Below are 19,303 nucleotides of genomic sequence, written 5' to 3' on the forward strand. Positions count from 1 at the left end.
GGCCGGAGTGAACTGGATCTCGGTGTCAGGCTCAGCCTCGGGATCCCAGTTAGCCAGGGCACGCACGTGGTCGGCGGTGATGTTGGCACCGTCTTCGGTGCGGAGCAGGTTCTCCAGGAGCACCTTGAGACTGTAGGGAAGCTTCTCTGATCCCTCTACAGCGTCGAGGCGGAAGATCTGATATTCAGCTCCCGCTACCTCGAGTACGTCTTTGGAACCGAATGTGTCGACAGCAGTCATTGCTAGTATCCCTTCCAGGATTGGTTACGCCTTTGAAACCCATCATATCCCGAAACCCAAAAATGCTGTATACAGTCGTACACACTGGCGTTGCGCACCCGGAAAAGTGGCGGCCCCGCAGGCTAGTGGTGGCCCCACCGCTTCGATGCGGGTCGGCCACTTTTCCAGACCGCCGGGCCACCACCTCTCCAGCTCCGCAGCGGGATTCTCACCCCGCGATAAGCCCCCTTCCCTATCGATGTGACGCCGGGCACACTTGCATCAGCACTCGTTCACCGCTGGGACAGCGCCGGAAGTCCGTCGGAACCTCCCCGCGTACGCCATCGCCGAGGAGGACCATGAGAGCCGTTCGGGTACACCGCTACCAGGAAGACCCGCTGATCGACGACGTGGCGGAACCTGCGGTGACCGGCCCGTGGGACGTCGTCGTCGACATCGGCGCTGCGGGCCTGTGCCGCACCGACCTGCACGTCATCGAGGGGCAGTGGGACGCCATCCAGCACCCCAATCTGCCCTACATTCTCGGACACGAGAACGCTGGCTGGGTCCGCGAGGTGGGCTCCGCCGTCACCAACGTCCAGCCGGGCGACACCGTGATCATGCACCCGATTGTCACGTGCGGCCTCTGCCTGGCCTGCCGGGAGGGCCAGGACTCCCACTGCGAGAACTCCACCTTCCCCGGCCTGAACGTCGACGGCGGGATGGCCGAGGTGATGAAGACCAACGCCCGCTCGGTCGTGAAACTCGACCCGTCGCTCAAGCCCGCCGACATCGCTGCCCTGGCCGACGCCGGCCTCACCGCCTATCACGCGGTCCGCAAGGCCGCGCCCCTGCTGCACCCCGGAACCCACGCGGTCGTGATCGGCAGCGGCGGGCTGGGCCACATCGGCATCCAGTCCCTGAAGGCGCTCACCGCAGCCCAGATCACCGTCGTCGACACGTCCGAGGAGGCGCTGGAGCTGGCGACGGCCCTCGGCGCCGACCACACCCTGTCCCAGGCGGGCGACGGCGGGAAGCTCCTTGAGATCACCGGCGGCGGCGCGCACGTGGTGTTCGACTTCGTCGGCGAACACGGCACCGAGGCACTCGGGCTGAACGTGCTGCGGAACCGCGGCAGCTATTACACGATCGGGTATGGCGGGGCAGTGAATATCGACACCATCGAGATCATCTCCCGGGAAATCAACATCGTGGGAAATCTCGTGGGCACCTATCTCGACCTCGTGGAACTCATGACCCTCACCGCGCAGGGCCAGGTCACCCTGCACACCCAGACGTACGACCTCGAAGACGCCGTCCAGGCGATGCACGATCTGGACAGCGGACAGCTGGTCGGCCGTGGCATTCTCGTTCCCAACCACACCCAAGGGAGTTAACAATGGCGTATCCCGCTAAGTATTCGACGCTCAATGAGCTGCAGCTGACGGAGGAGGCCCGGCGGATCCTGGTCCGGATTATCCGGGTGTCGTTCCCGCACCCGAAGATCCCGGACGGGCCGTACGAGCGGATGGCCGACAAGATCATCACCGAGTCCAACGAATCCACCTGGTTCAGGGTGGCCCTGACCCAGGGGCTGTTGACCCTGAACCAGCAGGGCGGCGAGAACTTCCTCGACCTCTCCGACGACCGCGCCCTCGCCGTGCTGCAGCGCATCGCCGACCTCGAGTTCTTCGGCTTCATCCGGCGCACCACCGTCCTGAACTTCTATGACGACCCCGAAGTCTGGGACGTCTTCGGCTACGAGGGCGAGTCATTCTCCAAGGGCGGCTACCTGCACCGCGGATTCGATGACCTGGATTGGCTCCCCAACCCCCGGGTCGAGGAGGCGGACGAGCCGCTCACCGAAATCGGGCCGCTCGGTTACGACATTGCGCAGCACGCACCGCAGCGGGTCAGGGACGCCGCAGACAGCACCGGCGAAGAGCCCGTCGAGGACCTCTTCAAGGGCCAGGACAAAGTTGAAGGAGCACAGACCATATGAGTAACGAGACCGCTGAACACGTTGACAGCGCACACTTCGGCCTGGACGACGACTCGGTGGTCGTCATCATCGGCTCCGGGGCGGGCGGCGGCACCCTCGCCCACGAACTCACCGCGAAGGGCATCAAGGTGGTGGTCCTCGAGGCGGGCGGCCACATCAAGCACGACGAGTACATCAACCACGAGTGGGAATCGTTCAACCAGATGGCCTGGCTGGACCCGCGGACGACGTCGGGCACCTGGCGGATTGCGCGCGACTTCCCCAACCTGCCCGCCTGGCTGGTGAAGGCAGTGGGCGGCACCACCACCCACTGGTCCGGCGCCACCCCGCGGTTCAAGGCCCACGAGTTCAGGACCCGCAGCACCTACGGGCGGATCGACGGCGCCAACCTGCTGGACTGGCCCATCACCCTCGACGATCTGGCACCGTATTACGACAAGGCCGAGCAGAAAATCGGCAGCACCCACCGCCATGGGCGCCCGCCGATGCCCGCCAACAACAACTACAAGGTGCTCGCGGCCGGCGCCGAGCGGATCGGTTACCGGCATTACGCCACCGGCCCGTACGGCACCAACGCCGAACCCTACGACGGCCGGCCCGCCTCCATCCAGGACGGCTTCAACTTCCAGGGCGACAAGAACAAGTCCAAATGGTCCACCCTGGTGTCCGAAATCCCGAAGGCGCTGCGCACCGGGAAGCTGGACCTCCGCCCGAACTGCCACGCCGTGCAAATCACCCACACCCCCGAGGGCACCGTGGACAGCGTCATGTACATCGACGACGCCGGGAACCTCCAGCAGCAGAAGGCCCGCCTCGTGGCGGTGGCTGGAAACTCGATCGAAACCCCGCGCCTGCTGCTGCTCTCCGGGTCTCCCCTGTTCCCGGATGGGCTGGCCAACTCCTCAGGCCAGCTGGGCCGCAACTACATGCGCCACACCACCGGCTCGGTATACGCCAAGTTCGACAAGCCGGTCCACATGTACCGCGGGGAGACGATGGCCGGCCTCGTCGCGGACGAGTCCCGGCACGACGTCGACCGCGGCTTCTCGGGAGGCTACTACCTGGAGACCATCGCGTTGGGTCCGGCGTTCCTGGCCAGCTTCGCCGACCCGGGAGCCTGGGGTCCGAACTTCGCGTCCTTGCTCGACGACTACGAGAACACGGCGGGTCTGTGGATTGTCGGCGAGGACATGCCGCAGGAGACCAACCGGGTCACGCTGAACACCAGCGTGAAGGACCGGCTGGGCCTGCCGGTCCCGAACGTCCACTTCGACGATCACCCCAACGACACGGCGATGCGCAACCACGGCTACCAGCAGGCGTCACTGCTCTACGAGGCGGTCGGCGCCCTATCCTCGCACCACACCCCGCCCTACCCGGCAACCCACAACATGGGAACGGCGCGGATGAGCGAGCGTCCGGAAGACGGCGTCGTCAACCAGTGGGGACAGACCCACGATGTGAAGAACCTGTTCGTGTCGGACGGTTCCCAGTTCACGACGGGCGCGGCCGCCAATCCGACCCTGACCATCGTGGCGCTGGCGATCCGGCAGGCGGAGTACATCGCGGAGCAGCTGGCAACGTCGGCCCTGTAAGGCACTGCGGCGGGACCCCATTCACCGGAACATCACACGAAGATCAGCACGAACCCCGCCACCGCGGCGGCCGCACCAATCCCGGTCAGGACCCAGCCAAGGATCCTGAGCGAGTGCGCTGGCGGGACCGGTTCGGTCAGGGAGTACTGGTCGGGGTCCCGCCGGTTGTAGTAGAGGGTGAATTCGGTGCCCGGCACCAGGTCCTTGCCCTCCCTGAAAGAGAACAGGTCCTCGCGGATCTCGTATTCCTGGTCATGCCAGCGATAGCCGATGCCCTCACCAGAGACGAAAACCACTGCGTCAGTGGCGGTCCAGCCGAGCTGGGAGGTGCGGATAATCCAGGCGACCAGGATCAGCAGGATCCCCGGCACCAGCCCCACCCACGTCAGCACCTCAGTAATGACACCCCACAACTGAGACTGGTTCTCCATAGTTTGATGCTATCGAGAATCTATTGACGCTGCGGCAACACTGAGGTGGCCCGGAGCGCTCGGCCCACCTTGTCGGCCGTGTCGCGCAGCAGCACAGCGATCCGCCCCGACCGCCGATCAAAGTCCGCCGCGTCAAGGGACACCGCAACGGATCCCACGATCTGCCCGGCGGCGTTCCGCACCGGCGCGCCCAAACAGGATGACCCGATCATAAATTCTTCGCGCTCGACGGCGATGCCGCCCGCGCTGACCTTTTCCAGTTCCAGCTCCAGTTCGTCGCGGGTCCTGATGGTGTTGGACGTCATGGCCGGCAGCCCTTGCCGGGCGAGGAACGCGCGTCGCCGTGTGGCGTCCATCCCGGAGAGCAGGATCTTGCCGAACGCGGTGGCATGGGCGGCGTCGTTGAAGCCGAAGCCCATGGGGGTGATGCGTCGCCGGGTCGGGGAATCCACCACGTGGGCCACCACAATGTGATCGCCGCGATGCACCGCATAGTAGGCGGCGGCGTCGCCTCTCGAATGCAGTTCAAGCACCAGCCTGGCAACGGCCGACGGCGTTCCGATCTGGCGGTGCAGCGACGCATCCAGGGCATGTAGTTTGTAGCCGAGGGCGTAGCGGCTCTCATCCTTCAAATGGACCAGATGCCGTGACTCAACCAGGGTTTTCAGGAGCCGGTACACGCTGGGGAGCGGCATCTCCAGGGCTGCCGCAATTTCCTTGGCGGTCAGTCCACGCTCGTCGGCGGCGACGACGTCGAGCAGCGCAAAAGCCTTCTGTACCGAAGCCATGCCGGTCAGAGCATCATTGCGTCCCATGCCCCCATCTTCGCCGGTCCGTCAAGTCATCGGCAACCTACTCGACGGTGAGCTCACCCATGCGACCCCACCCGTCGGCGGCGATCTTCTCGCTGATGATCTGCGGAGTCTCCACCAATGCCTGCGGCATGTCCTTCATCGCCTGCTGGAAGTGGGCGCTGTTGACGTGGTCTCCGGCGGCGTCGTCCTGGAACGCTTCGACCAGGACGAACTCGTTGGGGTTCTCCACGCTGCACGACCAGTCGAACCACAGGTTCCCCGGTTCGTTGCGGGTGGACTCGGTGAACTGGCGGGTGAGGTCGAGCCACCGGTCGGTCCAGTCTGGTTTGACGTTGAATTTAACGACGATGAAGATCATTGCGCGCCTGCCTTTGGGTCGTGGGATTGAGCTCGTGTTTCCAGCAGTCTGCCGTTAATCACCGCAGCCTCCAACTTCGGTTCTCGCCTTGTGAGAATGCGTGGTGCTGTTGACGCGTTGCAGGCCTACGCTGGCAGTGGAACAGCCCTCTATCGAAGGAGATTGAGATGAGTAGTCCGATGCAGGTCCGCACCATGATCAGCCCGGCCCGGTATGTCCAGGGGAAAGGGGCCATCCACCGGGTGGGTGAATTCCTCACCCCGCTGGGCAGCAAGCCGTTGATCGTGGCGGACGATCTGGTCTGGGGTTTCGTAGCGCACGACGTCGAAGCCTCCATGACTGCCGCCAGCCTCCCGACCACCCGGGTGGGGTTCGGCGGGGTCCCCAGCGCCAACGAGGTCAACCGGTTGACCGCCCTGATCGCCGAGCATCAGGCCGATGTGATCGTGGCAGTGGGCGGTGGCAGCACCATCGACGCGGTCAAAGCCTCGGGTTACGCGGCGGGGATCCGCTGGGTCACCGTCCCCACTGTCGCCTCCACCGATGCACCCACCTCCGCCCTGTCGGTGATCTACACCGACGACGGCGTCTTTGAGGAGTACCGTTTCTTCCCCCGCAACCCGGATCTGGTGCTGGTGGACACGCAGCTGGTCGCCAACGCGCCGGCGTCGTTCCTGGCCGCAGGGGTGGGCGACGCCCTGGCCACCTGGCTTGAAGCCCGGGCTACCAGCCAATCCTTCGCCAACACCATGGCCGGCGGCCTGCCCACCGTGACCGGCACAGCCCTGGCACGGCTGTCCTGGGACGTGCTGTGGGAAAACGCGCTTCCAGCGCTCGACGCCGTCCGCGACAACGTGGTGACCCCCGCCCTGGAGAAGGTGGTGGAGGCCAATACCCTGCTGTCCGGGCTCGGGTTCGAGTCAGGCGGGCTGGCTGCCGCCCACGCCATCCACAATGGGCTGACCGCCGCCAACCAGACCCACGGGCTGGCGCACGGACAGAAAGTCAACATTGGGTCCCTCACCCAGCTGGTCCTTGAAGGTGCACCGAGCGCCGACATCAGGGACTTCGTCGAATTCACCACCCGGGTGGGGCTGCCGAACACACTGACCGAGATAGGCCTGTCCACCGACGATGACGAGGACCTGCGGCGGGTCGCCGAAGCGGCAACGGTGCCCGGCGAAACCATCCACAACATGCCCTTCCCCGTGGGCGTCGACGACCTCACGAGCGCCCTGAAGTCGATCGAACGGCTGTCTGCCGGCATCCGTCGCCAAGCGGGACTGCCCGAACCAGTGCAGTACAAGGCGACACACTGAGCACCCGGGCGGCGCCGCAGATGCTCGACGCCCTGCGCGCCGCAGTCGCCGACCCGGGGCAGGTCAAGACCCGCGCCATCGACCTGCACGCCAACGCCCACGACGCCTCGCACTTCCTGCTCATCCCGCAGGCGGTGGTGGTGCCGTCCACCGCTGCCGAGGTGGGGGCCTTGCTCCGGGCGAGCGCCGCGCAGGGCATTCCGCTGACCCTCCGCGCGGGCGGCACCAGCCTCAGCGGGCAGGCCGTCACCGACAGCGTGCTGGTCGACGTGCGCAGGAACTTCCGGGAGATCGAGGTGCTCGACGACGGCGCCCGGGTGCGGGTCCAGCCTGGTGTCACAGTGAGGGCGCTCAACGCGCGGCTGGCCCGGTATGGGCGGAAGTTCGGCCCGGATCCCGCCAGCGAAGCGGCGTGCACCATCGGCGGGGTGGTGGCGAACAACTCGTCGGGAATGAACTGTGGCACCACCGACAATGCCTATCGGACGCTTGAGTCGGTAACGGTGGTGCTGCCCAGCGGTACCGTCGTCGACACCGCGGCCCCCGACGCGGACGCTCGACTGCGGGCGCTGGAACCCGACCTTCATGACGGGTTGTTGCGGCTATCCGAGCGGCTACGGGATAACCCCGCGTCCGTACGGACGGTGCGCCACCAGTTCTCCATGAAGAACACCATGGGGTACGGGCTGAACTCGCTGCTCGACTTTCACACCCCCGCCGACATGCTGGCCCATCTGATTGTCGGCAGCGAGGGCACCCTGGGCTTCATCGCCGAGGCGGTGTTCCGCACCATTCCCCGCCCGGGGTTCGCGGCGACGGGCTTGTTGGTGTTCCCGGACCTGGAAACCGCGACTGCAGCCCTGCCCGCCCTGGTCGACTCGGGGGCGGCGACCGCTGAGCTGATGGACGCCGTCTCCCTGAAGGTGGGCCAGACCCTGACGGGGGCTCCCGACGTCGTCCGCGGCCTCGATATTCTGCAGCACTGCGCGTTGCTGGTGGAGTATTCGGCGTCGTCGGTTGCTGAACTGGACGACCTGCAGGGCGACCAGTCACGGCTGCTCGCCGGTCTCGGGCTGAGCGAACCTGCCCGGTTCAGCTCCGACCCGGCGGCCCGGGCGAGCCTGTGGCAACTCCGCAAGGGCCTGTATGCGTCGGTGTCGGGGGCCAGACCGCCGGGCACCACGGCCCTGCTGGAGGATGTGGTGGTCCCTGTCCCGGCGTTGGCGCGCACCTGCACCGAACTGACCAGGCTGTTCGGTGAGCACCGGTACAGCGACACTGTGATCTTCGGGCATGCCAAGGACGGCAACATCCATTTCATGCTCACCGACCGGTTCGCTGCCCCCGACGAGCTGGAGCGGTACCGTGCGTTTACCGAGGACATGGTGGATCTGGTGCTGGGCGAGAACGGGTCGCTGAAGGCCGAACATGGCACCGGCCGCATGATGTCTCCGTACGTCCGCCGGCAGTACGGCGATGAGCTGTACTCGGTCATGCGTGAACTCAAGCAGTTGTTTGACCCGGCTGGCATGCTCAACCCGGGCATCATCCTCGACGACGACCCGGAGGCCCACCTCCGCCATATCAAGACCGCACCACCGGTGGCCCCCGAGGTGGATCGCTGCGTCTCCTGCGGCTTCTGCGAACCGGTCTGCCCCAGCAAGGACATCACCCTTACCCCACGCCAGCGCATCGTGACCCTGCGTGCCATCGAGCAGGCACGGCTCGACGGCGACACTGACCTGGCGGCGCGGCTTGAGGACGACTACGACTACGAGTCGGTCCAGACCTGCGCCGTCGACGGCATGTGCCAGACCGCGTGCCCGGTGGAGATCAACACGGGGTCACTGGTCAAACGGCTGCGCCGCGACGATGCCGGCCGAGCCGCAAACCTGGCGTGGAGCGGGGCAGCGCACCGGTGGAACCTGGTCACCCGCGGCGGCGGGCTGGTGCTCGACGCCGCAGCGAAGGTTCCCGACGCCGTCGTCGTCCCGGCGAACCAGCTCGCCCGGACGGTGCTGGGGCACGACACGGTGCCCCTGTATTCCGCCGAGCTGCCGTCGGGTGGGGCCCGACGGGCGCGACCGGCCCCCAGCGCGGCACCCGACGCCGTGTACTTTCCGGCCTGCGTCGGGACAATGTTCGGGCCGGCCGGGACCGGTTCGGGTGTACAGGACAGTTTCGCGGTGCTCTGCGAGCGCGCGGGGCTGTCGCTGCTGGTACCGGCCGGGATTGATGGGCTGTGCTGTGGGACACCCTGGTCGTCGAAGGGCATGGCCGCCGGTGAGGCCACGATGCGGGCGAAGACCGTCGCGGCGTTGCTGGAGGCAACGCACGACGGCGAGCTCCCGATCGTGTGCGACGCCTCCTCCTGCACGGAGGGGCTCAGCGGCGTCCTGGACCAGGCGTCTCGTGAGCTGGAAGCGGCCGGCCGGTCACCGCTGGTGGTGCTGGATGCAGTGCAGTTTGTGGCCGACCGGGTGCTGCCCCTGCTGGGCATTGTCGAACCGCTCGAGTCGCTGGCGCTGCATCCCACGTGTTCCTCGACGCGGCTGGGCCTGAACCCGGCGCTGGAGGCGGTGGCCGGCGTCGTCGCACGTGAAGTGCTGATCCCTGAAACGTGGGGCTGCTGCGCGTTCGCCGGTGACCGCGGGATGCTGCACCCCGAGCTCACCGCGTCCGCCACCAGCCAGCAAGCCGCCGACGTCGCCGGTTTCAACGCCTCGGCCCACGCCTCCTGCAACCGCACCTGTGAACTCGGGATGACCCGGGCCACCGGCGAGGATTATCGCCATATCCTTGAACTACTTGAGGAAAGAACGAGGATCCCCCCATGCGAGTGATCGCTCCGAATTGCTACCAGCTCGAACATTCGAAGGGGGCACACGGGTATCTGGTCAGCGCCCCCGGGGTCACCGCAGTGATCGACCCCGGCATGCCGGGCGGCTACGCTGCCCTGCTCACCGAACTGCGCGACGCGGAGCCTGTAATTGGACCGGTCACCCACATCCTCCTGACCCACTACGACGCCGACCACACGCGGGTGGCGAAGCAGCTGCAGCAAACCCTCGGGGTCCCGGTCTGGCTCGGCGCCGCCGACGCAGCCATCCTGCGCGGGGACGTTCCCCCGCCCACCCGTTTCAGGCGCTTCCTGGCCAGGGTGTTCCCCAACGCTTACCCGGCGGGAGTGGCTGAGCTCACCGGTGAACAGACCATCGCCGAGGGGCTCACAGCCTTCCCGACGCCAGGCCACACCCCTGGCCACTTCGCGTTCCAGTTCGGCGAGGTGCTCTTTTCTGGGGATGCGGTGGCCGTCTCCAGACACGGTGAGCTCAAGCAGTTTTACCGACTGACCATCAGCGACCCGGGACAGGCGCGGCAGACCGAGGAACTGCTGCGGGCCAGGATCGCCGACGGCGGGGTGCGGTGGATCTGCGCCGGGCACAGCGCGCCGACGAAAACCGGGATCCGCTAGGAGTCTTTAGGGGCAGATTCTTTAGGAGTGGAGTCCATTGCCGGTTCGTCGGGGGTCCTCAGGTCATCGAGGGCTTTAATGGCTTTCTCCCAACGGTCCTGCCGCTCGGCGGGTGACTGTTCCCACCAGGGCGTGCCCCGTTCACCGAGGCCTTCCTTAGCGATCTGCACGCGGCGTCGCGCGTCCTTCACCTTGGGTTCTTGCTTGGCCTTGCGGTACTTATTGACTGCTGAGCGGGCGCGACCCAGCTGGGACAGCAACTGCTTGGCGACGTCGTCGGGCAGGCTCGGATCGGCGCGGCGCCATTTCCTGCCTTCGTGCAGGAAGAACCGGTCGTCGTCGGACGTCTGGGGTGTGCTGGTCATGCCCGCCTATCGGTGAAGTGGTGTGGTCTCAACGTACTAGCTGCTGGGGACCGGCGGGCCGATGACGAGCAGGGCGGCGAAGACCACCGCGATGCCCGCCACTGACACCAGCGCGGCGATCAGCGGTTTGCGCAGCACCCAGGCCTGCAACTGTTCGATCGGGCCGCGCGGGGTGTCAGCTCCGGGAGCGAGCCGCCAGCCGCCGTCGAGCTTCCCGCGGCGTTCCATGGTCTGGTCGAACACGACGGACGCGAGCGGCACCACGGCGGAGAGCAGGCCCAGCAGACCGGTGGTGGCGGACCAGCGCTGGTTCACCCAGACGAAGACCGTGACCACGACAAACACCAGGAAAACGAACCCGTGGATTCCGCCGGCAGGCGAAATGAGCGCCTCGGTGGTTTGGGTCACATACTTGAGGAACATGGCCAGGAGCAGGAAAGTCCAGGTCAGGGCCTCAGCGACGGCGACGATGCGGAATAGGATGCGGGGGCTCATACGTCTCTCCAAAGGGGTCGGTCCCTCCAAAATACCGCAGGGCGCCGAGCCCGCCCCCACCGGACTGGCGTTGGAAATGTCACATGTGCCCGGGCTGCCCGCCAAACTGTCAGGGGAAAATGGTTAGCTGAGAGCGTCCTGATACCGTGAGCAGCTCCAAGGTTGCAGCCGCTGGGAGGCACAGTGTTTCTTCTCGACCCGACGGTCCCCGGTGCATTGCCGGACCTGGTTTTTTCGGCCACCGATCTGGTGACGGCCGCCGACTGTGAGTACCGGCTGCTGTCCGTCCTCGACGAGAAGCTGGGCCGCTCCACCCGACCGGATTTCGACGTCGACGCCATGCTGGAGCGCACCGCCGTCCTGGGCGACGTTCATGAGCGCAAGGTCCTGGACGCCCTGGTGGCCGAGCACGGACCGTGGAATCCGGCTGCCGGGACAGGCGTGTACGACGTCGTGCCCGCAGCCGGCATGGAACGTGCCCTGCTGGAAGACAAGCACCGGGAGTCGATAGCCGCGCTGAGGTCCGGGGCAGACGTCGTCTTCCAGGCCGCATTCTTCGACGGCCAGTTCCACGGCCGGTCCGATTTCCTGGTAAAGACCGCCGAGGGTTCCTACGCGGTGTGGGACACGAAGCTGGCCCGGCACGCGAAAGTCAGCGCTCTCCTGCAGCTGGCGGCTTACGGGGATCAGCTGCTGGCGGCCGGCATCCCGACGGCGTCGGAGGTCACCCTGGTGTTGGGCAATGGGGCGCACAGCATCCACAGCCTCTCAGACATTCTGCCCGTGTTCCGCGAGCGCCGGGACCGGTTCCTGCGCCTGATCAGCCGCCACCGCCACCAGCCTGAGCCGGTGCGGTGGGGCAGCGCAGACCACAGCGCCTGCGGGCGCTGCCCCTACTGCCAGATCAAAGTCGCCGAGACCCGTGACCTGCTGCTGGTAGGCGGGATGAGTACCACCCGCCGGGCAAAGCTCCACGCCGAGGGTATCCACACCATCGATGAGCTTGCCGCGCTGGAGGTCCCGGCTACTGACAGGAGCCTGCTCCGGCTCCGTGACCAGGCCCGCATGCAAACCGGTACCGCCCACCCTGATGGCAGCGTCGAGTACACCGGCAAGGATGGCCTGCCCACCACGCTGAGTTACCGGGTGCTGCCGGACCACACCCTCGCGGCACTTCCCGCGCCAAGCCACGGCGACATCTTCTTCGACTTCGAGGGGGACCCGCTCTGGCAGGACGACGCCGGCCGGTGGGGGCTTGAGTATTTGTTCGGCGTAGTCGAGAACCCCGACCGTCCCGGCGACCCTCCCCCGTTCCTGCCGCTCTGGGCCCATTCCCGCGGCGAGGAACGGCACGCTTTTACCGACTTCCTCGACTATGTCGCCCGACGGCGAGCGCAGTACCCGGACCTGCACATCTACCACTACGCCTCCTACGAGAAGACGGCGCTGCGGAACCTGTCCCTGGCCCATGTGGTGGGCGAGGACGCGGTGGACGCGCTCCTCCGCGACGGCGTTCTGGTGGACCTGTACGAAACGGTGCGCCACAGTCTGAGGATTTCCGAGAATTCCTACAGCATCAAAAAGCTTGAACCCCTGTATATGGGGGAAAATCTGCGCAGCGGGGACGTGGTGGACGCCGGGGCCTCAGTGGTCGCCTACGCGGATTACTGCACCGCCCGGGATGCCGGGGACGAGGCGCTGGCCGCCGAGATCCTTGCGGGTATCCGCGACTACAACGAATACGACTGCCTCTCAACCCTCCGGCTCCGGAACTGGCTGTTGGACCGCGCCACGGAGCGGGGTATCAGTCCCGCAGCGTCGCGCACCCAGACACCCACCGAAGTGCAGGATCCCAGCCCTGAGGAAAGCCGGCTGCTGGACTATCTGGAGAATCTCCCGCTGACGCACACCCTAACCGCCGATGAGCAGGCCGTCGCGATGGTCGCCGCCGCCGTCGGCTATCACCGCCGCGAGGACAAGCAGTTCTGGTGGGAGCACTTCGATCGGATGGACAAGGCCGTTGAGGACTGGGCTGATACCCGGAACGTCTTTGTGGTGCAGCGGGCCGAGGTGCTCACCGACTGGGAAAAGCCCACCCCCCGGAGCAACCCGGTCCGCACCCTCCGGCTGTCCGGGGTAGCCGCGGAGGGATCCGACTTCGAACCGGGCAAGTCCCTGTTCCGCATGTATGACCAGCCGCTGCCCGAGGATCTGGCCGCCGACGATGATGGAACCTTGCTCCGGGCCGGCTGGTTCGGTACCGAGGTGATCGGCCGGGACCACGACGGGGTCAGGGATGTTCTGGAGGTCCGGGAAAAGCTGAGAAAAGGCGGCACCGAGTACAGTCAGGCCCCCGTTGCGCTGACCCCCGACCAACCCATCGCCACGAAGAGCATCCGCGCCGCCCTGTCCGAACTGGCCCACCAGGTGGGCTCTGCCCTGCCCGGTCTTCCCCGCAATCCTGGCCTGGAGGTGCTGCGCCGGGCCAACCCCACATTGTCGGGCCCCCAGTCCCTGCCGGAGGTGGTCGACGGCGATTACATCACCGCCATCACCGCCGCCGTCGCAGCCCTGGACCACTCCTACCTTGCGGTGCAGGGACCTCCTGGCACCGGTAAAACCTACGTCGGCTCCCATGTGATCGCGGCCCTCGTGGCACGCGGCTGGAAGGTGGGGGTGGTGGGGCAGTCCCACAAGGTGGTGGAGCACCTGATCCGGCAGGCGATCACGGCAGGCGTTCCCACGAGCCGGACGGCCAAGAAGACCAGCGATGCCCACGCCCCCTGGGAACACAAGACCGACGAGGGTGTGGCGGAACTACTCGATTCGTCCGGTGGCGCCCTGGTGGGCGGCACCGCCTGGACCATGACCGGCAGCAAGGTACCGCCCGGTTCACTCGACCTCCTGGTCATCGACGAGGCAGGCCAGTACTCGCTGGCGAACACGCTCGCCGTATCCCGGGCCGCCACACGACTGGTACTGCTCGGCGATCCCCAGCAACTGCCCCAGGTCACCCAGGGCAGCCATCCCGAACCGGTCGACACCTCGGCCCTGGGCTGGCTGTCAGCTGGACACGCCACCCTCCCGCCGGAGTTCGGCTACTTCCTGGCCGACAGTTGGCGGATGCACCCCGATCTCTGTGCAGCGGTCTCCCGCCTGTCGTACGACGGGAAACTTGAGGCGGCTCCTGCCGCGGTCGGGCGATTCCTTGCTGGACTACCTGCAGGAATTGAATGCGTCATGGTGGAACACTCCGGAAACACCACATCCTCACCCCAGGAGGCTGCTGAGGTGGTCAGCCAGGTGAAGGCCCACCTCGGGGTGTTGTGGACGGGTGGCCCCGACGAGGTGCCGCGTCCGCTGGGACCTGACGACCTCCTGGTGGTTGCCGCCTACAACGCTCAGGTACAGGAAATCCAGAACCAGCTCGAGGCGGCCAGCCTGAACGGTGTCCGAGTGGGAACCGTCGACCGGTTCCAGGGTCAGGAAGCCCCCGTGGTGATCGTGTCAATGGCCTGCTCATCCGCCGCGGAGGCGCCACGAGGGATCGGCTTCCTACTCAATCGCAACCGGATCAACGTTGCAGTGTCCCGTGGGCAATGGCGGGCAGTCGTGATCCGCTCCCCCGAACTCACCCACCATTTACCGTCCCGGCCAGAACAGTTGGAGGAGCTGGGGGCTTTTATTGGTTTGTGCAGCACGAGAGCCGGACGCAGCTTTAGCCCGGCGGCGGTGAACTGATGGTCAGGACCGCTACGGCGCCCTCCCCTGCCGCGGCGTAGGAGTGGTGGTCGTCGCTGCGCCACGCATGGGACTCACCGGCCGTGACCGTGAGTTCCTCGGCGGCACGGCCCACCCGCGCACTGCCGCGGACCACCAGCAGGTGTTCGATGACGCCCGGGCCGTGCGGGGGCGATACCCGCGAACCGTCCGGCGCAATGGTGAGCCAGTACACTTCGGTGATGCCGCCGTCGTCGTGATGGCGGATACCCATCAGCCGAGCGCTGACCGCGTCGTCGCTGGCCTCCGCACCCGGTTCCTCACCCAGGAGCACCGCCAGCGGCACATGCAATGGCGCGGCCAGTGCATACAGCGTTTCAAGCGTGGGGTTGCGTTGGCCGGTCTCCAACTCGGACAGCGTTCCCTTGCCGATCCCGGCCTGCGCCGCCAAGCCCGTCAGGGAAATGCCCTGCTCTGAACGTAGCGTCCTGATGGTCCGTCCCACTGCGGTCAGCCGATTGGGGGTGGATCTAGTAGTCATCAAAGGCCTCCTCCGGCTAGGATAGCAGCGTTCCGTATACAGAACTGGTGTTTTCGGAACTCAACCATCCGTACAGATTGCGAGACCACACCCGTGCCGCCCACCGCAACCCACACGACCCTCCGGGAACCAGCGCTCGCCGGAGTGGTGACCGCGCTGGTTGGTTTCACCTCGTCCTTCGCCGTGGTGCTGGCCGGTTTGCGGGCAGCCGGTGCCACCGAGCAGCAGGCAGCGTCGGGTCTCCTTGCGCTGACTGTGATCTTCGGCGCCGGAATGATCCTCCTCTCCACCGTCTATCGGCTTCCGATCACCCTGGCCTGGTCCACCCCGGGCGCGGCACTGCTGGCGGGTGCGGCCTCGTACGACGGCGGGTGGCCCGCCGCCGTCGGCGCCTTTATTGTTACGGGCGCACTGATCGTCGCCACCGGCGCGGTCCCTGTCCTGGGTCGGTTGATCGGCCGCATTCCAACCGCCCTGGCGCAGGCCATGCTCGCTGGGGTGCTGCTCCCGCTGTGTCTGGCGCCGTTCCAGGCTTTGGGCAGCATCCCCCTCCTGGTGCTGCCCTTGATCCTGATCTGGCTGGCCGGAACACGGTTCGCGCCACGATGGGCCGTGCCCCTGACCCTGTTGGGCGCCCTGCTGGTGATCACCGGGTATCTGGTGGTCAACCGAATCACCCTCGACTGGGCTGCCGCAGCACCAACGGTTGAGCTCACCACTCCCGAATTCAGTATTCAGGCGATGGCCAGCATCGCTTTGCCGCTGTACATCGTGACGATGGCTTCACAGAATGTGCCAGGGGTGGCGGTTCTTGCTTCCTTTGGATACCGCACACCCTGGCGCGCGTCGATGTTCGTCACCGGCCTCGGCACCGTGGCGGCAGCGCCTTTCGGCGGCCATGCCATGAATCTCGCGGCGCTGTCGGCGGCACTGTCCGCTGGTGAGACGGCTGGGCACGATCGCAATCGTCGGTGGATCGCGGCAGTCAGTGCTGGCTGTTGCTACCTGGTGCTTGCAGGCGCCTCCGCGGCGCTGGTAACGGTGGTCGCCGCAGCACCTCCCGGCCTGATCGAGACGGTGGCCGGGCTGGCGTTGATGGGCACCATGGCGACGGCGCTGGCAGCAGCGCTGGCAGAGGTCAGCCAGCGGATGAGTGCCGTCGTGACTTTTCTTGTCGCCGCATCAGGGCTAAGCCTGGCAGGGATTGGCGGCGCGTTCTGGGCCCTGATCGCAGGCCTGCTGGTCCGCTGGGTGCTGGAGCGCCAGTCAATCGATCAACCGCGCCCATAGCGTTGCCAGGTCAAACATGGATCCGTCTCGCTCTATCGCATCCTGCAATAAAATCCGGCCGGTTTCGCGTAGGTGAAAATCCATCGCTTCCCCAGCATCCTCCACATTGCCAGCCAGAATCGCCTCGACGATCGGCGTGTGCTCCGCATACACCCGCTGCAAGTTCCTAGACCCCCTGATCGTCGATGCTCCCACCAGCCGCGTTGCATCTCGTAGGTTCTCTACAATCCGGTGCACATAGGCGCTTCCTGCCAATTCGAGGATTATGCCGTGTAGTCGCTGATCATGATGGATGAAGAGGCGCTCGTCATCAAGCTCGGCGGCGGCTTTCATGGCTCGCCACTCTTGGTGGAGTCTCACGTCGACTTCCGCACCGGCGGAATAGCGCGCTGCTGCTCGACGAGCCGCTGGAACTTCGAGGGCAATCCTCACCGCAATCATTTCGGCTAGTTCCTGTGGGCCTGGAAACACCACCCGAAACCCCTTGTTGCGCTCAAAACGGACCAGTCCGGTCTCTTCCAAGCGGAGCATGGCTTCACGTACAGGACTCCGCGACACCCCAAGGTCTTCTGCAATTTTGTAGACAGAGTACAACTCACCCGGCTGAAGCGTCCCGTTGTGGATTGCCTCCCGGACTGATTCAACGGCCCTCTGCGTCAGTGACCTGTTGTTCTCAATGCGTTTCAAGCCGGGGCCGGGAGTGTCCATCTACCGATCATAGGGCAACGTAATACGCGACAGATGGCATGTGATGTACGAATGGCCCGCGCATTTCTTCTACAGCTCTCATTGATCCAGAAGCGCTGGAATGCCTTGTCTCAGCCCTCCTCGTTGTGTAACCTACGTTACTAAGACATGTAACATGCGACACACCACCGAAAGGCCTAAAGTGAAATCTCAGCTATCTTCCCTTCAACTGTTTGTAGCAACCGGGGCGATCTCCCTGACTGTACTCACTGGATGTTCCGCGGCGGAATCACCCGCTGAATCCAGTGCCGAACCCGAAAGAGACCGCGCGGTGGCGCAGGTCAATGAAACGGCTGCTGCATTAGTTCCCCAAGACATTGCTGATGCGGGCACCTTGCAGATGGCCACCACAATCGGCATGGCACCGCTGGGGTACCCCGATCAGCAGAGCGGGGAGTTGGTGGGTTTCAACGTTGACATTATGAACCAGGTTGGCGAGGTCCTCGGGCTGGATGTCGAAGTCCACGGCGTGTCGCTCGATCAGATCATCCCGGGAATGCAGGCTGGACGATACGACCTCACCGCTAGCAACATGGCGATAACTGATGCGCGGCAAGAAGTACTGGACTTCGTTGAGTACTACTTCGGCGCGAGCTCCCTAGCTTTCCCAACCGGTAACCCGAAAGGCTTGTCTCCGGACAATTTGTGTGGCAGCTCGGTCGGAGTGTCCATCGGATCGTTCCAACAGACGGAGGTAATGCCCGGCCTGTCGGAAGCCTGTGAGGAAGCCGGCTCCGATGCCATAGACATTCAGGAATTCCCTGACCAGCAAAAAGCGATTCTGGCCATGAACAGCGGCCGAATCGACGCAGTCGCTGCAGACAGCGCCATCCTCCACTATGCAGCAGGACAAAACGATCAAGTAGAAGTAGGGGAGAATTTGACCGCGGGGTCGGTACTAGGTATCGGTCTGCCCGAAGGTTCGCCCATGGTGGAAGCAGTCCACGCTGCGATGAACGACTTGATTGAGACCGGTATCTATCAGGAGACGCTAGAGAGCTACGGAATCGTGGATCTGGGTATTGAGCAGTCAGAAATCAAGAAGTAGCGGTGAGAGAGGTCCAAATGATCGCCCTACCGACAAACTCGAAGTCAACATCTGTTCCGCAGGTCATCGCTCGAACAAACGTCGGGCGTTTGATCCTATCTGCCGCTGTCCTCCTAGCAGCGGTGGCCGTCGTCGTGGCGATTCTGGGTAACGAACGGTTCGGATGGCCAGTCATTCTTGATCATCTATTTGCGCCGACCATCATCGCGGGTATCGGCAACACTCTCCTGTTGACCGTGGTGTGCATGATTATCGGAACCCTTTTGGGCGGAGTTTTCGCGCTGATGAGCCTATCTCCCAGCCCTCCCTTGCGATGGATCGCAAGTACCTTCGTCTGGTTTTTCCGCGGTATTCCACTCTTGGTGCTGTTGCTGTTCTTCTTCAACCTTTCAGCACTTTTTCCCGAGGTGGTGCTGGGGCTCCCAGGCGCCGACCCCTTCCTGACACTGAATGCAAACCAGATCATCAGCCCGTTCACAGCGGCAGTTCTTGCCCTGTCCCTGCACGAAGCAGCCTACATGTCGGAGATTATCCGAAATGGCATCTCCAGTGTAGATAGGGGGCAACGAGAAGCTGCCCAAGCACTCGGAATGAAACCGTCGAAGGTGAATCAACGAATTGTTATCCCCCAGGCAATGCGGATAATTGTTCCCCCAACATCGAACCAGGTGATTTCGATGCTGAAGACGACCTCCTTAGTGAGCGTTATTGCCTTGAGCGACCTTCTGTTCTCTGCACAGATTATCTACTCGACCAACTATCAGGTGATACCTCTTCTGGCGGTCGCCACAATTTGGTACCTGGGACTGCCCACGGTTTGGTTGACTCGTGGGGTTGATAGTTTCTTAGGCGGCTAGCACCATGTTGTTGATTGTCTCAAACT

The 19,303-nt window shown here is 64.9% G+C and carries 18 protein-coding genes; 10 read left to right on the top strand and 8 right to left on the bottom strand.

The features are described 5' to 3' along the window. Positions 1–240: hypothetical protein (locus tag ABD059_RS06965; protein ID WP_343878644.1), on the bottom strand; the 240-nt coding region annotated here is incomplete at its 3' end. Positions 241–578: 338 nt separating this feature from the next. Between ABD059_RS06965 and ABD059_RS06970 the strand changes: the two genes are divergently transcribed. From ABD059_RS06970 to ABD059_RS06980, 3 genes are read left to right on the top strand one after another with little or no spacing between them, the layout of a single operon-like run. Then, positions 579–1,616, top strand: a complete 1,038-nt coding sequence (locus ABD059_RS06970; protein ID WP_343878645.1) for an NAD(P)-dependent alcohol dehydrogenase — start codon at positions 579–581, stop codon at positions 1,614–1,616. A 2-nt stretch (positions 1,617–1,618) separates the two neighbouring features. Further along, on the top strand, positions 1,619–2,221 hold the full coding sequence (locus ABD059_RS06975) for a gluconate 2-dehydrogenase subunit 3 family protein (RefSeq protein WP_343878646.1): 603 nt from the start codon (positions 1,619–1,621) through the stop codon (positions 2,219–2,221). Beyond that, positions 2,218–3,816: a GMC family oxidoreductase gene (locus tag ABD059_RS06980; protein WP_343878647.1), complete on the top strand. Its 1,599-nt coding sequence runs from the start codon at positions 2,218–2,220 to the stop codon at positions 3,814–3,816. Before ABD059_RS06975 ends, ABD059_RS06980 begins: the two co-directional genes overlap by 4 nt. A 32-nt stretch (positions 3,817–3,848) precedes the next feature. Here the strand turns inward: ABD059_RS06980 and ABD059_RS06985 are convergent, their stop codons facing one another. The 3 genes from ABD059_RS06985 to ABD059_RS06995 are packed head-to-tail and all read right to left on the bottom strand — an operon-like array spanning position 3,849 to position 5,420. After that, positions 3,849–4,247, bottom strand: coding sequence for a hypothetical protein (locus ABD059_RS06985; protein ID WP_343878648.1), 399 nt, complete (start codon positions 4,245–4,247; stop codon positions 3,849–3,851). A 20-nt stretch (positions 4,248–4,267) separates the two neighbouring features. Then, positions 4,268–5,062 (bottom strand): IclR family transcriptional regulator, encoded by a 795-nt coding sequence (locus tag ABD059_RS06990; RefSeq protein WP_343878649.1) that lies wholly within the window; start codon positions 5,060–5,062, stop codon positions 4,268–4,270. A gap of 37 nt (positions 5,063–5,099) precedes the next feature. Next, entirely contained in the window at positions 5,100–5,420 is a 321-nt protein-coding gene (locus ABD059_RS06995; protein WP_343878650.1) for a putative quinol monooxygenase, read from the bottom strand. A 167-nt stretch (positions 5,421–5,587) separates the two neighbouring features. Between ABD059_RS06995 and ABD059_RS07000 the strand changes: the two genes are divergently transcribed. Genes ABD059_RS07000 through ABD059_RS07010 form a run of 3 tightly spaced genes read left to right on the top strand, consistent with a single transcriptional unit; the run spans position 5,588 to position 10,214 of the window. Next, entirely contained in the window at positions 5,588–6,739 is a 1,152-nt protein-coding gene (locus ABD059_RS07000; protein ID WP_343878651.1) for a glycerol dehydrogenase, read from the top strand. A 20-nt stretch (positions 6,740–6,759) separates the two neighbouring features. Then, complete coding sequence (locus tag ABD059_RS07005; protein WP_343878652.1) at positions 6,760–9,582, top strand: FAD-binding and (Fe-S)-binding domain-containing protein; 2,823 nt, start codon at positions 6,760–6,762, stop codon at positions 9,580–9,582. Next, positions 9,573–10,214 (top strand): MBL fold metallo-hydrolase, encoded by a 642-nt coding sequence (locus tag ABD059_RS07010; RefSeq protein ID WP_343878653.1) that lies wholly within the window; start codon positions 9,573–9,575, stop codon positions 10,212–10,214. The genes ABD059_RS07005 and ABD059_RS07010 overlap by 10 nt, the downstream gene beginning before the upstream one ends. Here the strand turns inward: ABD059_RS07010 and ABD059_RS07015 are convergent. After that, positions 10,211–10,579: a 2-polyprenylphenol hydroxylase gene (locus ABD059_RS07015; RefSeq protein WP_343878655.1), complete on the bottom strand. Its 369-nt coding sequence runs from the start codon at positions 10,577–10,579 to the stop codon at positions 10,211–10,213. The two genes, ABD059_RS07010 and ABD059_RS07015, sit on opposite strands and share 4 nt — an antisense overlap. Before the next feature lie 36 nt (positions 10,580–10,615). Further along, positions 10,616–11,074, bottom strand: a complete 459-nt coding sequence (locus ABD059_RS07020) for a DUF3817 domain-containing protein (protein WP_343878656.1) — start codon at positions 11,072–11,074, stop codon at positions 10,616–10,618. Between the two features lie 183 nt (positions 11,075–11,257). On the opposite strand from ABD059_RS07020, the gene ABD059_RS07025 reads away from it, so the two are divergent. Then, a complete protein-coding gene (locus tag ABD059_RS07025; RefSeq protein WP_343878657.1) occupies positions 11,258–14,815 on the top strand; it encodes a TM0106 family RecB-like putative nuclease in 3,558 nt (1,185 codons plus the stop codon). Here the strand turns inward: ABD059_RS07025 and ABD059_RS07030 are convergent. Further along, positions 14,793–15,335: a helix-turn-helix domain-containing protein gene (locus tag ABD059_RS07030; RefSeq protein WP_343878658.1), complete on the bottom strand. Its 543-nt coding sequence runs from the start codon at positions 15,333–15,335 to the stop codon at positions 14,793–14,795. The two genes, ABD059_RS07025 and ABD059_RS07030, sit on opposite strands and share 23 nt — an antisense overlap. A 93-nt stretch (positions 15,336–15,428) precedes the next feature. Here ABD059_RS07030 and ABD059_RS07035 point away from each other — a divergent pair, with 93 nt between their 5' ends. Beyond that, on the top strand, positions 15,429–16,625 hold the full coding sequence (locus ABD059_RS07035) for a benzoate/H(+) symporter BenE family transporter (protein WP_343878659.1): 1,197 nt from the start codon (positions 15,429–15,431) through the stop codon (positions 16,623–16,625). On the opposite strand, the gene ABD059_RS07040 is transcribed toward ABD059_RS07035, so the two are convergent. After that, positions 16,602–17,333 (bottom strand): GntR family transcriptional regulator, encoded by a 732-nt coding sequence (locus ABD059_RS07040; protein WP_343878660.1) that lies wholly within the window; start codon positions 17,331–17,333, stop codon positions 16,602–16,604. The two genes, ABD059_RS07035 and ABD059_RS07040, sit on opposite strands and share 24 nt — an antisense overlap. Before the next feature lie 154 nt (positions 17,334–17,487). On the opposite strand from ABD059_RS07040, the gene ABD059_RS07045 reads away from it, so the two are divergent. Continuing rightward, positions 17,488–18,420, top strand: coding sequence for an ABC transporter substrate-binding protein (locus tag ABD059_RS07045; protein WP_343878661.1), 933 nt, complete (start codon positions 17,488–17,490; stop codon positions 18,418–18,420). A 17-nt stretch (positions 18,421–18,437) separates the two neighbouring features. Beyond that, a complete protein-coding gene (locus tag ABD059_RS07050; protein WP_343878662.1) occupies positions 18,438–19,277 on the top strand; it encodes an amino acid ABC transporter permease in 840 nt (279 codons plus the stop codon). Positions 19,278–19,303 lie beyond the last annotated feature (26 nt).

It is taken from the genome of Arthrobacter flavus, from assembly GCF_039526005.1.
In the GTDB taxonomy this organism is placed as follows: domain Bacteria; phylum Actinomycetota; class Actinomycetes; order Actinomycetales; family Micrococcaceae; genus Arthrobacter_D; species Arthrobacter_D flavus.

Excerpts from the sequence above, each read along its gene's own strand:
- ABD059_RS07015 (WP_343878655.1), bottom strand. The coding sequence starts at position 10,579 with ATGACCAGCACACCCCAGACGTCCGACGACGACCGGTTCTTCCTGCAC.
- ABD059_RS06980 (WP_343878647.1), top strand. The coding sequence starts at position 2,218 with ATGAGTAACGAGACCGCTGAACACGTTGACAGCGCACACTTCGGCCTG.
- ABD059_RS06985 (WP_343878648.1), bottom strand. The coding sequence starts at position 4,247 with ATGGAGAACCAGTCTCAGTTGTGGGGTGTCATTACTGAGGTGCTGACG.
- ABD059_RS07040 (WP_343878660.1), bottom strand. The coding sequence starts at position 17,333 with ATGGACACTCCCGGCCCCGGCTTGAAACGCATTGAGAACAACAGGTCA.
- ABD059_RS06975 (WP_343878646.1), top strand. The coding sequence starts at position 1,619 with ATGGCGTATCCCGCTAAGTATTCGACGCTCAATGAGCTGCAGCTGACG.
- ABD059_RS07030 (WP_343878658.1), bottom strand. The coding sequence starts at position 15,335 with ATGACTACTAGATCCACCCCCAATCGGCTGACCGCAGTGGGACGGACC.
- ABD059_RS06990 (WP_343878649.1), bottom strand. The coding sequence starts at position 5,062 with ATGGGACGCAATGATGCTCTGACCGGCATGGCTTCGGTACAGAAGGCT.
- ABD059_RS07020 (WP_343878656.1), bottom strand. The coding sequence starts at position 11,074 with ATGAGCCCCCGCATCCTATTCCGCATCGTCGCCGTCGCTGAGGCCCTG.
- ABD059_RS07045 (WP_343878661.1), top strand. The coding sequence starts at position 17,488 with ATGCGACACACCACCGAAAGGCCTAAAGTGAAATCTCAGCTATCTTCC.
- ABD059_RS07005 (WP_343878652.1), top strand. The coding sequence starts at position 6,760 with ATGCTCGACGCCCTGCGCGCCGCAGTCGCCGACCCGGGGCAGGTCAAG.
- ABD059_RS06995 (WP_343878650.1), bottom strand. The coding sequence starts at position 5,420 with ATGATCTTCATCGTCGTTAAATTCAACGTCAAACCAGACTGGACCGAC.
- ABD059_RS07000 (WP_343878651.1), top strand. The coding sequence starts at position 5,588 with ATGAGTAGTCCGATGCAGGTCCGCACCATGATCAGCCCGGCCCGGTAT.
- ABD059_RS06970 (WP_343878645.1), top strand. The coding sequence starts at position 579 with ATGAGAGCCGTTCGGGTACACCGCTACCAGGAAGACCCGCTGATCGAC.
- ABD059_RS07010 (WP_343878653.1), top strand. The coding sequence starts at position 9,573 with ATGCGAGTGATCGCTCCGAATTGCTACCAGCTCGAACATTCGAAGGGG.
- ABD059_RS07050 (WP_343878662.1), top strand. The coding sequence starts at position 18,438 with ATGATCGCCCTACCGACAAACTCGAAGTCAACATCTGTTCCGCAGGTC.